11 protein-coding genes are annotated in these 14407 nt (G+C 42.1%); 1 reads left to right on the forward strand and 10 read right to left on the reverse strand.

The genetic code is table 11. The features are described 5' to 3' along the window. Positions 1-26 precede the first annotated feature (26 nt). The 6 genes from DUL71_RS12225 to DUL71_RS31940 all read right to left on the reverse strand — a co-directional run bounded on the left by DUL71_RS12225 (position 27) and on the right by DUL71_RS31940 (position 7567). Entirely contained in the window at positions 27-3230 is a 3204-nt protein-coding gene (locus DUL71_RS12225; RefSeq protein WP_167443293.1) for an efflux RND transporter permease subunit, read from the reverse strand. A gap of 24 nt (positions 3231-3254) precedes the next feature. Next, entirely contained in the window at positions 3255-4484 is a 1230-nt protein-coding gene (locus DUL71_RS12230; RefSeq protein WP_341867741.1) for an efflux RND transporter periplasmic adaptor subunit, read from the reverse strand. A 323-nt stretch (positions 4485-4807) separates the two neighbouring features. After that, entirely contained in the window at positions 4808-5422 is a 615-nt protein-coding gene (locus DUL71_RS12235) for a TetR/AcrR family transcriptional regulator (protein ID WP_112571898.1), read from the reverse strand. A gap of 141 nt (positions 5423-5563) precedes the next feature. Beyond that, on the reverse strand, positions 5564-6079 hold the full coding sequence (locus DUL71_RS12240; RefSeq protein ID WP_114938555.1) for a DinB family protein: 516 nt from the start codon (positions 6077-6079) through the stop codon (positions 5564-5566). Between the two features lie 94 nt (positions 6080-6173). Then, positions 6174-7334 carry an MFS transporter gene (locus DUL71_RS12245; protein ID WP_114938319.1) on the reverse strand — a complete coding sequence of 387 codons (1161 nt, stop codon included), beginning with the start codon at positions 7332-7334 and terminating at the stop codon, positions 6174-6176. A 71-nt stretch (positions 7335-7405) separates the two neighbouring features. Continuing rightward, complete coding sequence (locus tag DUL71_RS31940) at positions 7406-7567, reverse strand: hypothetical protein (protein WP_154402370.1); 162 nt, start codon at positions 7565-7567, stop codon at positions 7406-7408. A gap of 238 nt (positions 7568-7805) precedes the next feature. Between DUL71_RS31940 and DUL71_RS12250 the strand changes: the two genes are divergently transcribed. Beyond that, positions 7806-8972, forward strand: a complete 1167-nt coding sequence (locus tag DUL71_RS12250) for a putative sensor domain DACNV-containing protein (RefSeq protein ID WP_114938320.1) — start codon at positions 7806-7808, stop codon at positions 8970-8972. A 127-nt stretch (positions 8973-9099) separates the two neighbouring features. Here the strand turns inward: DUL71_RS12250 and DUL71_RS12255 are convergent, their stop codons facing one another. From DUL71_RS12255 to DUL71_RS12270, 4 genes are all read right to left on the reverse strand, one after another. After that, complete coding sequence (locus tag DUL71_RS12255; RefSeq protein WP_091210495.1) at positions 9100-9375, reverse strand: hypothetical protein; 276 nt, start codon at positions 9373-9375, stop codon at positions 9100-9102. Between the two features lie 155 nt (positions 9376-9530). Further along, positions 9531-11663 (reverse strand): polyribonucleotide nucleotidyltransferase, encoded by a 2133-nt coding sequence (pnp, locus tag DUL71_RS12260; protein WP_114938321.1) that lies wholly within the window; start codon positions 11661-11663, stop codon positions 9531-9533. A 127-nt stretch (positions 11664-11790) separates the two neighbouring features. Next, a complete protein-coding gene (gene rpsO, locus DUL71_RS12265; RefSeq protein WP_112571906.1) occupies positions 11791-12069 on the reverse strand; it encodes a 30S ribosomal protein S15 in 279 nt (92 codons plus the stop codon). Positions 12070-12602: 533 nt separating this feature from the next. Then, positions 12603-14405, reverse strand: a complete 1803-nt coding sequence (locus DUL71_RS12270; protein WP_114938322.1) for a M61 family metallopeptidase — start codon at positions 14403-14405, stop codon at positions 12603-12605. Between the last annotated feature and the right edge of the window lie 2 nt (positions 14406-14407).

Here is a 14407-nt window from a genome sequence, read left to right on the forward strand (position 1 = left end):
TGATAGTTTTGTTGATGTTTAATTGATTAAGCTGAATATTCGTTTTCTAACACGGCCACATCTTTTCCATGGTCGCCTGCGTTAGCGGCAAGCGGTTTTGGTTTACCACTGATGCGCTCCTGCAAGCCCTGGAATATCACGTACAATACCGGTATGATAAACAAACCTAATAGTACACCCGAAACCATCCCGCCGGCAGCACCGATACTGATAGAGTGGTTACCCTGTGCAGACGGACCGGTAGCGATACTCATCGGGAACAGACCGAATACGAACGCCATTGAGGTCATGATGATTGGACGGATACGGAGCTGAGCAGCTTCAATAGCTGATTGCACCAGCCCATGTCCTGCCCTTCGCCGCTGTACCGCGAACTCTACGATCAGGATGGCGTTCTTCGCTAACAAACCGATGAGCATGATGAGCGCAACTTGTACATAGATGTTGTTTTCGATACCGGTTAAGCCTAACACAATAAACACACCGAATAAGCCGGTAGGTATTGAAAGTATTACCGCCAATGGCAGGATATAACTTTCATACTGTGCTGATAACAGGAAGTACACGAACACCAAACATAACAGGAATATCACAGTTGACTGGCCACCTGAAGCAATTTCCTCACGGGTTTGGCCGGTGAACTCATAAGCAAAACCTTGTGGCAATTGCTCCTTAGCTGTTTCTTCTATCGCTTTGATGGCATCACCAGAACTGTAGCCAGGTTTAGGGATGGCATTGATCTCGATGGAGTTGAACAGGTTATAACGTGAAGCTGTTTCTGAACCATAAACACGGGTTAATTTAACCAGGGTGTTAATTGGCACGTTTTGACCCTGTTTGTTTTTAACAAACACACGATCGATAGCCGAAGGATCGGTCCTGTCGGCAATATCAGCCTGAACAACCACACGGTAGTATTTACCAAAGCGGTTAAAGTCTGATGCCTGGGCAGTACCAAAGTAAGCCTGCATAGTTGACAGGATGTCTTTAACGCTTACGCCTAATTGGTCGGCTTTTTCATCATCAACCTCTAATTGTAACTGAGGGTAGTCAGCTTTGTATGAAGTAAAGGCAAAAGCAACCGCTGGTTTCTGCATCAGCTTCATGATAAAGTTATTGGCCACGCCGCTAAATTTATCCAGCCTGCCATTGGTTTTATCCTGCAGCATTACGTCAAGCGCCTCAACGTTACTGAAACCAGGAACTGTTGGGAAACTAAACACGAAGAAAGTACCACCCGGTATACCACCTAATTTACCTCTTACTATGTTTTGAATAGCATCGATATTTTTAACCTCGCCCCTTTCATCTGTAGGTTTTAACAACAGGAATATAACACCTGCTGATGGACTGCTTGACTGGGTTAAGAAGTTGAAACCAGACAACGCTGTAACGAACCTTGCTGACGGTAATGTTTTCAGCTGATCTTCGGCTTGTTTAAACACTTTGTTAGTACCGCTTAATGAAGTACCTGATGGCGTATTAACAGCTATGGCCACAAAGCCCTGATCTTCTGTTGGGATAAAACCTGTTTTGGTTTTGTTTACCATGTAAACAGTAGCAACAACTATTAAGGCAAGGCCCGCCATGCTGATCCATTTATTACGGATCAAAACTTTCAAGCCGCCAACGTACCTGTTGGTCATGTAATTGAAACCGCCATTAAAGCCTGCATAAAACTTCTCAACAAAGCTTTTCTTAGGTGCGCCATGACCGTTTTCACTATGTTTATTCTTTAAAAATAAAGCAGCCAATGCTGGGCTTAAGGTTAAAGCGTTAACAGCCGATATGATAATAGATATAGCCATGGTTAACGCAAACTGGCGATAGAAGATACCTGTTGAACCGGTCATGAAACTCACCGGTAAAAATACCGCCGCCATAACCAGCGTAATAGATATAATTGCACCTGTAATCTCGTGCATGGCCTCGGTAGTTGCAGCTTTAGGAGTAAGACTTGGGTCTTGTTCCATTTTGGCATGCACCGCCTCCACCACCACAATCGCGTCATCCACCACAATACCGATGGCGAGTACCAGTGCGAACAGCGTTAACAGGTTAACCGAGAAACCGAACAGGTTCATGAAGAAGAACGTACCGATAATAGCAACCGGAACTGCTATAGCCGGGATTAACGTTGATCTGAAATCCTGAAGGAATACGAATACCACAATAAACACGAGGATAAACGCTTCTACCAATGTATGTTCAACCTGGTTAATAGACTCATCAAGGTCAGTTTTGGTACGATAGAACTGATTGTATTTGATACCAACCGGGAAATCTTTAGATAATTTCACCATCAGATTATCGATGGCTATCTGGATTTCGTTGGCGTTTGAACCTGATAATTGTATAATACCAACGATAATACCATCGTGGCCGTTCAGGTTACTTACACTATTATATGAATAAGCACCCAGCTCAACACGAGCCACGTCTTTCAAGCGCAACACAGAACCATCAGCATTAGCGCGGATAGCTATATTCTGATATTCCTCTGGTTTGGTAAGTTTACCTTTATATTTAATTACATATTCAAATGCTTCGTTGCTGCGCTCACCAAATTTACCTGGAGCTGCTTCAAGGTTTTTGTCTTGTATAGCTGCGGTTACTTCGGCAGGTGTAACATTGTAAGTTGCCATTTGGGTAGGATTTAACCAAACACGCATCGAATAATCCTTGATACCACCAAAAATACTGGCAGAACCTACACCCGGAATACGTTTAATTTCCGGAACGATATTGATCTGCGCGTAGTTGGCTACAAAGGTTTGATCGTATTTTTTTGGATCCTCTGAGTAGATTGCCATAGCACCAATAAAGCTGTTTTGCTGCTTGGTGGTTGTAATACCGTACTGCAAAACCTCGGCTGGTAACTGGCTTGAAGCCTGAGAAACACGGTTTTGAACGTTTACCGCAGCCTGATCGGGGTTAGTGCCTTGTTTAAAGTAAACGGTGATGCCCAATGTACCGTCATTACTGGCGGTAGAGGTCATATAGGTCATATTTTCCACACCGTTGATTGCTTCTTCTAACGAAGGCGTAACGGAACGTAAAATAGTTTCGGCATTGGCGCCCGGATATACCGCAGATACTAATACCGACGGAGGGGCTATATTAGGAAACCGCTCTAAGGGCAGTTTTGTTAAACCAAGTACACCCACTATCACCAACAAAATGGAGATAACAGTTGAGAGTACCGGTCTTTCTATAAATTTCTGAAACATGACTTTAAAGTTTAAGTGTATGTATTAGTGTTTAACTACAGCGGCTACTTTATCAGCCTGTTTTTGAGGCTGGATAACCATGCCTTCCTGTAGTTTATCGATGCCTTCTAACACAATCTGGTCGCCGGCTTTAATAGCCTCTTTATCTTTAACCAGGTAGTGATCGCCCGATTTACCAACAATATCAATAGGTTGTTTTTTAACTTTGCTGCTATCGCCAACAATAAATACAAATACTTTATCCTGCATTTCAATAGTTGACGCTTCAGGTACGATCAAAGCATCTTTGTGGCTCAGGCTTAAACGGATCTTACCGGTATTACCAGAGCGCAACAAACCGTCGGGGTTAGCAAAGTTTGCCCTTAGAGTAATAGCACCTGTAGTTTTATCAAACTGACCATCTACAATGTCAATTTTACCTTGTTTAGCGTATTCTGTATTGTCAGCCAACAACAATGATACTGATGGTACATTTTTCAATTTATCTTTCAGGTTAGCGCCAGGATATTGTTCTTTAAAGGCAACAAAATCTTTTTCGCCGAGTGAAAAGTAAACGTGTACGTCATGAACATCTGATAATTGAGTTAGTGGAGCAACATCTGCGGGAGCAACAAGGCTACCTTGTTTTTTAGCAAGCAGACCAATATAACCGCTCACAGGAGCTTTGATCAAGGTATAACCTACATTGATCTGCGCTGTAGCTACGTTAGCTTTAGCCGATTCGATGTTGGCTTTTGCTACGTCTAAAGCTGCTTTTGCAGTTTTTAACTGATAATCTGATACTACTTTATTTGCAACAAGCGGTGTTAATTTGTCAACTTCAAGTTGAGCGTTAACATGTGCTGCTTCAGCCGCGTGTAAACTTGCCAATGCATTATTTAAAGCTGCGCGATATGGCTGCTCGTTAATTTTAAAAATTGGCTGACCTGCAGATACAAAAGCGCCTTCGTCAACAAATACTTTATCTAAAGTACCGCTTACCTGTGGCCTGATCTCTACGTTAACAGTACCTTCAATTGAAGCTGGATATTCCTGGAAAGTAGTTTCAGAACCAGAAGTAATTGTTGCTACCGGTAATGCCGGTGGCGGCGGTGCTGTTGGAGCCTGCGGTGCAGATGAACATCCATATAATGTTAAAGCCGCAACTGCCGCTAAAATGAGTGTTTTCATGAGTGATGATTTTAAGAGTGGTGAATGGATAGGGTTAGAATAAGCCGTTGGGCTTGTGATATATGATGATTTGATTGTTTTCATTGTTTTATTATTGCCGATCATTTTTCAATTGAAATGCCAGTTTCACAACAAGCTTATTATCAATATTTTATATATTTTTTATTTTTACTTTGAATGCCTTATATCGTGATATTCATGTTTTTTCATTACGATATATCAAGACGGTGTGCGCTAATTGCAGTTATTACATAAATTAGATGTTACAACACCGTTAAATCGTTTAACACCGTTAAATGGATTGCGTGGGTTGTGAGTGAGCTTTTTCATTGTATTAAGAGTTTGTTTTAAAAGTGCTTTAACATTTACTTAACACTGTAAGGAAATTTAACAGTGTTATTTTACGGTCACGAAAAAACCTGATCTTTCATCGACCTGATAATACCGCTGATGGTATCTTTCAAAACCTGGCGGTTAACTTCGTCAGAGAAACCTCTGCTTAGTAAATTGATGGATACCAACCCGTGTACAACCGACCAAAAGGTGTAATATTTTGTACAAATCATCTCGTCGTTGATATCCTTTATATTCATTAGCTGCATAATTGCTTCGCTAACCATGGTGGTGAAACGCTGGGCTTCCGGCATCGCTCTTACTACCTCGCAGCAGCAATTCATCTGTACGCCAAACATAACCTGGTAAAGCTCCTTATTTTCAAAAGCGAAATTCCAGTATGCAAGCCACATAGCTTCAAGCTGATCTTCGGGCATCGGATAGTGCTCTTTTGCTTTCTCCATGTCCTTAGCCAGTATTACATAACCTTTGCGGGTAAGTTCCATTAATATGGCATCCTTGTTTGCGAAGTACTCATATATAATGGGCGCGGTGTATTCAATTACATCGGCAATCTTACGCATGCTTAAAGCCTGCCAGCCTTCATGCTTAACTATGTGGAGCGCGGCGTCCAGGATGTTCACCCTGGTTTCTTCTTTTAAGCGCTGTATTCGTTCTTTACTTGCCATTTTGATTACACCATTAAATCATTTAACAGTGTTAAGCAAAAGTATAACGGTTTTAAAGATTATTTACCATCCCTTTGTCATAAAGGTTTCATCCAATTGTCATGGATTAAACCTTTTGCGCAAAATCCGGTCAGCAAGCGCTTATTTTTTTACCAGGTAAACCAATTGCCCAATATGATAGCCCTGGTGTATAGTACGATTAATCAGGATATTCAGTCTGTTACGATGTGGCTCTTTTTCAAAATCCTCTGCAGAAATTGCACTATGCGGTTTAAACCAATCTTCAGGTTGCATGGCATTCATTTTCTCAGTCAGCACCTCATTAACTTTTGCCCAATATTGCTTGAGTTCAGCTAACGATGGCTTTTCAAGACCAGAGTTTTCAGGGTTTTTAATAAAAGCAGCGTCAAGCTCAGGATACAGCCTTTCGCCTAAACCTAAGTAGGTAAACATTCCGTCGCTCACAGCTGTAAGATGGCCAAGCAGGTAAACACCGGTGTTACGACCAGGAGCTGTTTCAGTTGCAAGGGCTTCGTCGGTAAGTTTGTCAAGCAAACCGTTAAGGCGGCTATTTTGCAGTTCCCAGTTAGAAACTACCATCTTGATAAATAACTCAGTTGACGGCTGTACGTTGGTTTCGGTAATGTTTGTGCTCATTTTTTGCAGATGTAATATCAAACCGGCTGATTTGATATTACAATTATAAGCCAAAACCGAATCGAAGTTATGCCGATCTGCTTATTTGACAAAACTATGATACCGCGGGCTCGTCTTCAATTTTTCGTACTAACCATATCATCATGGCAGCAAAGGCGGCGACAACAAAGAAAGCTATTTGCAAATTGGCCGCCTGGGCTATAAAACCTACTATAGGCGGCACTATAACAAAGCCGAGATAGCCAACAGTTGATATAGCTGCCAATGCCTGGCTGCTGTTCATTGTTTTGGACTTACCTGCCATGCTAAATATCAGCGGTACTATACAGGATACCCCCATGCCTATCATGGCGTACCCCAGGTAAATAGTTAATGTAAACGGCAAAAAAACCGAAACCAGCAACCCGGCGAATACCAGCACACTGCTATAAGTTAAAACCTTTTTAATACCAATGGCAGAAACTACCCTATCGCCTGCAAAACGGCCAATCGTCATGGTTACCATGTAAACTACAAAACCGGCTTCGGCAAACGATTTAGTGGCATGTACCACCTTTTCAAAATAAACGCCGCTCCAGTCATACAAGGTATTTTCGCAGGCCATAGAAGCGAAGCAGATCAAAGAGAATTTAAGCAGGTGCTTATCAGGCATGGAGAATACAGATCTGTCCGGAGTTTCTGCCGGCTGATAATCGTAAGTTGAGGGATAGAATATCATTGAAAGGATAAACATTGCAATCCCCACAAATAATAAATGATATGAAGGCGCTACATTAAATAACACCATCAAGTAACCCACGGCAGCACCACCAAAACCAGCCAGGCTCCAGATGCCATGAAATGTTACCATAATTGATTTATCGTACAAAGCCTGGATCCCCACGGCTTGCGAATTCATGGATAAGCCCAATATATTACGTGTAGAACCAATAAAGAATAATACAACGATCAGCTGCCACATATAAGCAGCAAACCCCGGCAAGCATAACACCAAACTAAAAGCCAGCGCCCCTATCAACATCATTACACGACTGCTGAAATGTTTGATCATTTTGGCCGTAAGCGGCATCGTAAGCATCAGGCCAACAGGCATGGCAAACAATACAACCCCTAATTGGGCTTCATTTAAATTAAGCTGATGTTTTATGGATGGAATACGCGAGGCCCATGAAGAGTAACCGAAGCCCGAAATGAAGAAGAATACACTGTTGGCAATCCGCATTTTTGATTTGCCCGCAGCCGTTAACTGATCCATACTATATAATGAAGCCCAAATTTAGCTATATTTTATCAGTATGCACCCGCTATTAGTAATTATCCCGTGGCTTACATACAAGGCTCGGCACAAGGGCCATGATCTTCCGCTTTATGGAAAATTTTATTGAAGCCTTGCTGTACATAAGTTAAGCCTAAATTTAATAAAGCCGATACCTGCAGCGGCGTGGTATCCGGCAGGGTGAGTGATATCAGGTGTGATATGAGTTTCATGATTACATTATCGTTTCCGGCTGCGAAATTGATACAATAAATCCGAAAAAAATCTTACCCGGATCAACAACTGACTTTGGATAGATAATTGATATTAAGTATGATAAAGATTTGACAGTGCAACAATCAGATGATTATTCAACTTCCAGGCCCGGGGCTGATTATCCGCCAATTGCAATATTGAGGCGTTAGTTTGTATGCGCGTTTTTTTAGCTTTACTTTTGAGATAAGTATTTAAATGAAAGAGACCACCAAAACTTTGAGTTCAGGACCTACATATAAAGCAGCCGGCAAAGTGGCAACCATTATCGAAAGGCATTTCAGGCATTTTCATACCAAAGCGCTTGCCGATAATAACGAGATAGACCTTGCGCCTACTCCCAGCTGCACCACCATCGAATCACTTATCGATATCTCATTTTGGGCAAGTTTGCGCCGGGAAGAGGGCTTTTCACCAAAATTCACCCTGGCTTTTTTACCGCCCGAAGCAGCCGGTCAGCCATTGCTGTTTGGTGGCAAAATTAAACTTGCGCCTAATATCCTGACCAAATTTGCTTCAGCAGTACAACAACCGGGCATCCATTTAGGCATCTGGATAGAAGATGATGAACTATACATCTGGGGAACCACCCTGGCTATTCCGGCTTACTGTTTTGTGCTGGAAGTAATTGAGCCAGGACTACTGGTGATCAAACATCGCCGTATTGAAGGCTTTGGTAAATTTGTAAACATAGCCATATTAAAAGGCGACGATATTAAAGTAGTAGACGAGCATGGCTCCAGCATTTCTGATTGTCCTAATGTCCTTTCGGCTATGCTTGATTTTACTTTGCCATCCCTGTGGAATGATCCGGTAAACGTATTAGTTCAACTGGCTACTTCTATGCAAGCCCATAAACGTGGCGGCATATTGTTAGTTGTCCCCTCCGAAAGTGATGAATGGCGCAAATCCATTATTACACCGATCTCCTACCCTGTTGATCCTCCGTTTTCGGGGCTTACAGATCTGATGATTCACGAAGGCATTGACCGTTACCATACCTCATGGCAGGAAAAAATGCGCCGTGCGGTTGATACCATAGGCGGATTAACTTCGATAGACGGCGCTACGCTCATAAATGATAAACACGAACTGCTGGCTTTCGGCGCCAAAATAGGCCGCTCGGAAGAAAGTTCACCTATCGAAGAGATTGTAGTTACCGAACCAATAGTAGGCTGCTCAACCCGGGTAATTCATCCGGCTCAAAATGGCGGTACAAGGCATTTAGCCGCGGCACAGTTTGTTTTTGATCAAAAGGATGCCATAGCTTTAGTAGCCTCACAGGATGGCCGGTTTACAGTATTTGCATGGTCGCCGGTTGTGGGTATGGTGCATGCACATCAGATTGATATATTGTTGCTGTAGATTGTCAGAACTCGAATTAAATGAATTATTCGAATCAACAGAATAGAAGAAGGACAGCGAAGACAAAATTCGATAAATTCACAAAATTCGTTTAATTCGAGTTCAGACAAAAATATCGATTGCAGCCTCAATCACAATTCAACAGCAAATCGTAATATTTCCGCATGAGTACGGTGTCGTAATTAACCAGCGACTGATAAGCTTCTGAAACAAGCTCATTGAGAATGGATGAACCTAACTGTCCGCCTCCGTTTGGGATGGAGTCGTAGTAAACAATAATTTCTTTAACCCTGATTATTTCATACAGTAACTGCTGAACCAAATCAGTCTGAGTACCCGCCTGCATTCCAGCCGAATTTTTATTCAGGAAATCTAAAGGATCATTATTAGTAGCAGGGGTCATTTTTTATCAAACAGGATCGGAATTATGGTTTTAGCAACTATGTATTAACAGTTAATAAGTTTAAACATCCGGTTTTTGTTTTAAAAAAGTTGAAAAAATTTCAAACAAAATAACAAAACCCTCATAAAGAGGGTTTTGTTGCTATAAAAAATTGCTTAGTTACTTTGTTTTGGTTCCGGTTTAGGCAATAATACCTTACGCGATAGCTTCAGTTTACCTTGCTTATCTACGTCAAGCAGTTTTACCCTTACCTCATCCCCTATCTGGAAGATACCATCCATAGTTTCAATACGGCGGTGATCAATTTCAGAAATGTGAAGCAAACCATCTTTACCAGGCATGATCTCAACAAACGCGCCGAAAGGCATGATTGATTTTACTTTACCTTCGTAAATTTCGCCAACCTCAGGTTTTGAAGCGATGGCGCGGATACGACCCAAAGCAGCGTCGATAGATGCTTTGTTATCGGCAAAGATCTGAACAATACCCTGGTTGTCTTTTTCTTCGATAGAAATGGTAGCGCCTGTTTCACGCTGCATTTCCTGGATGATTTTACCACCGGGCCCGATAACTGCACCAATAAATTCCTTATCGATTTTAATGGTAACAATGCGTGGAGCGTGTGGTTTGTAGTCGGCACGTGCCTCGGTAATGGTTTTAGCCATTTCGCCAAGGATGTGTAAACGACCGTCTTTGGCCTGGTTTAACGCGTTGGCTAAAACTTCGTATGAAAGACCGTTAATTTTCAAGTCCATCTGAACAGCAACGATACCATTTTTAGTACCGGTTACTTTGAAATCCATGTCACCTAAGTGATCTTCGTCACCAAGAATGTCAGAAAGGATAGCATATTTGGTACCCATTTCGTTAGTGATCAAGCCCATCGCGATACCCGATACCGGTTCTTTAATTTTAACACCTGCATCCATCAGCGCTAATGTACCGGCACAAACTGTAGCCATTGATGACGAGCCGTTTGATTCCAAAATATCAGAAACTATACGGATAGTGTACGGATTTTCATCTTCAGAAGGCAATACTTGTTTCAATGAACGTTGAGCCAGGTTACCGTGACCAATTTCACGACGACCAGCACCCCTGTTAGGCCTAACCTCACCAGTTGAAAAACCCGGGAAGTTGTAGTGCAGCATGAATTTCTGGTAGCCGTTAATGAAAGCACCATCAATCATTTGCTCGTCATCCTTAGCACCTAAGGTAACAGAAGTTAATGATTGGGTTTCGCCACGGGTAAATACGGCCGAACCGTGAGCAGATGGTAAATAACCAACTTCGCTCCATATCGGGCGGATCTGGGTAGTAGTACGACCATCTAAACGTTTACCTTCATCTAATACAAGGTTACGTATAGCATCATACTCTACATCGTGGTAATATTTTTTAGCAAGACCTTTAGTGATATCATCAATCTCACCTAAAGTTTCGATGTAAGCATCACGTACTTCTTTAAATTTAGCGCCACGCTCTTCTTTTGCCGAAGCTGCAGAAGCAATAGCGTAAACCTGGTCATAAGTAGCAGCATAGATAGCTTTTTTCAAGTCCTCGTTGCTGTGCTCATGGCTGTAAACACGTTTTTCGGTTTTACCAACTTCGATAGTTAGTTCTTTTTGAGCTAAACACTGAACTTTAATTGCAGCATGTGCAAATTTGATGGCCTCAACCAATTCAGCTTCCTGAATTTCTTTTGATTCGCCTTCAACCATGTTGATATCGTGCTCGCTACCCGCAACAATAAATTCTAAAGTAGCATGCTCAAGCTGGCTTAAAGTTGGGTTAATTACTAACTGTCCGTCAATTTTAGCGACACGTACTTCAGAGATAGGACCGTTAAAAGGGATGTTAGATACAGATAAAGCTGCAGAAGCTGCCAAACCGGCTAAAGCATCAGGCATAATATCTTTATCGGCAGATATTAATGAAATCATCACTTGTGTATCAGCGTGATAATCTTCAGGGAATAATGGACGCAAAGCACGGTCAACCAAACGGGAGATTAAAACCTCATAGTCTGATAAACGGGCCTCGCGGCGTAAAAAACCACCCGGGATACGGCCTGTTGCAGCGTATTTTTCCTGGTAGTCAACAGATAATGGCAAGAAGTCAACACCTTCTTTAGCTTCAGGCGATGATACTACAGTAGCCAGTAACATGGTATCACCCATTTTTACTACTACCGAACCATCCGCTTGTTTGGCCAGCTTACCTGTCTCGATCTCAATGGTGCGTCCGTCGCCCAGATCAATAACTTTTTTAATTACGTTTAAACTCATCTTTTTTTGTTTGTGATGCACTTTTCATCTTCGGGAGCGCATCGGATTTTATGTTTGTAAATATATGTTTCAAAAGTAAAAAAGCCATCCTAAAATGGGGATGGCTTTTAAATAAAAAAGGAGAGAATTACTTAATGATATCCCTAAGCTGTAAAGCTTTGATGATAGCACGATATCTTTCAATGTCTTTTTTGTATAAATAAGCAAGTAACGCACGACGCTTACCTACTAATTTTTGCAGTGATAACTGGGTTGAAAAATCATGTTTGTTTTTTTTCAGGTGGCCAGTTAAATGTGCGATACGAGTGGTGAATAAAGCTACCTGTCCTTCTGCAGAACCTGTGTCTGTAGCTGATTTACCGTGTTTTGCAAAGATCTCTGCCTTTGCTTCTTTACCTAAATACATTACTTGAATAATATTAAAGCGTTAACTATTTTATTAATTGTGGGTGCAAAGATAGTGATTAATTATGCAAAAGCAAGGGGTGGGCAGATTTGTTTTTACGCTTAGTGAGTGGTTGGTTTTATGGGGTTAATGGTTGCTGGCTGATTAAGTAAGCGGTCGTTTTATAGGTGATTGATTGGGGAGAGGATAGTTGATTAGCCGGATTGGGTAAGTATTTATTACTGCCAGAACTCGATTTTCTGGAATTAAAAAATTTGCAGAGTTTCCGGCGCATTCGACAAAGTCTTTAATTCATTTAATTCCGGTTCAGACATAATGTAAATCCGAAATCAAAAATCCCAACTCAGAAATCAATAATGGCGTTACCTCCGGCCCGCGCTATACGCTCATACGCCTGCAGGCCTTACACACAGGCCGGTATCCGCTCCTATCGCTAACGCAGAAAAGTTTGAAAGTCCGATGTCCGTAAGTCTTAAAAGATTAATCCGTACTCGCTTTCAGACTTACGGACTCAAAACCGCTTACCAAACGTATTACTTCCCTTCCGTCCAACTTTTAAAGATGGCCGCCTGTAATTTATCGGGGTTTGGCAACGGGGTAATCCTGAATGACTTTTCACGCTTTTTGCCGGGCGTTACGTTTATATCTTTTGTTTCGCCGTTTTTCAGAATGGTAAACTTCACCACATCGCCTTCTTTACGGTTATCGAGTGCCTTGCCTAAAGCTTCCGGATTGGCAGCCTCTCCATCAATTTTTAAAACAACGCTGCGGCCGCGAATACCGGCATTCCAGGCGGGTGATTGGTAAGCCACTGTGGTGATACGCATGGTATCCCTAACCTGGCGCATGTTTAATCCGGCCCAGGCGTTGGAAACTGTGGTTGTAGCGGTATCTACAGCCAATCCACCATAAGCAAAATATTTTGGATAATCCGGAGGTTTAACCGTCGATGCATATTCAAATACCTCCGTTAAAGGTATAGCTGCCATTTTTTCGCATTCGTTCCGGAACTCCTGTTCTGTAAAGCCGCGGTTCAGCTTTTTGTAATATTTGTAGTAAAGCAGGCGCATTACATCATCCAGCGTTTTCTTGTTTTGTGTAGCATAGCGAATGTTAAAATCAAGCATCAGCCCCAAAATTGGCCCTTTATCATAGTACGAAATGGTTTTGTTAAAATCATCGCCCTGCCTGCCGTTAGGTCCGTCATCCCAGGTATTGTAACTGGCTTGTGTTGCAGATTGATATAAATGCCCCGGCTCGTTTTCATAGTTACGCAGGTTGTTCTGAAAATCGCCAAACATATCGTCATTGGTCATTAAACCGGCATGCCTCGTGATCATGTACTCATAATAAACGGTAAAGCCTTCTGATACCCAAAGCATATTGGTATGGTTCTCTTTCGAGTAATCAAAGGGCCCAAGCTCAACCGGCCTTATGCGCTTAACATTGTAATGGTGAAAATATTCGTGCGCTATAAAGTTGTAAAGCTTTTTACGGGCATCGGGGGTATTAAAACCTTCGCCTCCGCTGAAGCTTAACGAGGTTGAGTTTAAATGCTCAATACCGCCACCGCCTGCCCCTATCGACAGAAAAGTGTAATGCGTATAAGGTATTTCGCCAATGATATTACTACCGGTAACTACGATCTTTTTCAGATCGTCCATAAATGCCTGCCTGTCAAAAGCGGGTAACTTATAACCAATAAAGTTGTGTGGTTTGTTTTGTACTGTAAAAGGCGGCAAAACTTCCAGCTCACCCATTAAAAACGGACTGTCATAAAGTACATCGAAATCAGCAGCTTTATAAACGTGGTACTGCCCTTTCAATGTATCCAGTCCGGTAGCTACCAGATCCTTCCACTTACTGTAAGGTTTCATCTTGATGGTAACCGGGTGACGCAATTCCTGGTCGAGATACATGAACAGGCCACCGGGAGTAATATAACCACGCGTTTCATCCAAGTAAACGTTGCCTACAAAGGGCACCACAGCTTTTACATCGTACGAGATCTTGACATCGCCTGCCGAAGGGTTATTAACTTTCCAGGTATCTTTAGTCGGCTTATCAAATTTTAGCGAATTGCCTTTTGCGTCGGTCACAGCAAAATTTTGCACAGCGCCCGCAAAATCTATCAGCTGATAATAACCTGGTGTCCAAACGCACATTTTAAAGTCGAGCGTTTTGAGGTGGGTTTTGTTACTGAGCTCAACATGACACAAATGTTCGGCTGCCTTTTCCATAGATACCGAATACTGCATATTAACAGGTTGCTGAGCTAATGCGGCAGTGCAAAAAAACAGGCAAAATGACAGGGTTAGTTTGGATGCTAATTTCATTA

Origin of the sequence: Mucilaginibacter endophyticus (assembly GCF_003351025.1) — a bacterium.
In the GTDB taxonomy this organism is placed as follows: domain Bacteria; phylum Bacteroidota; class Bacteroidia; order Sphingobacteriales; family Sphingobacteriaceae; genus Mucilaginibacter; species Mucilaginibacter endophyticus.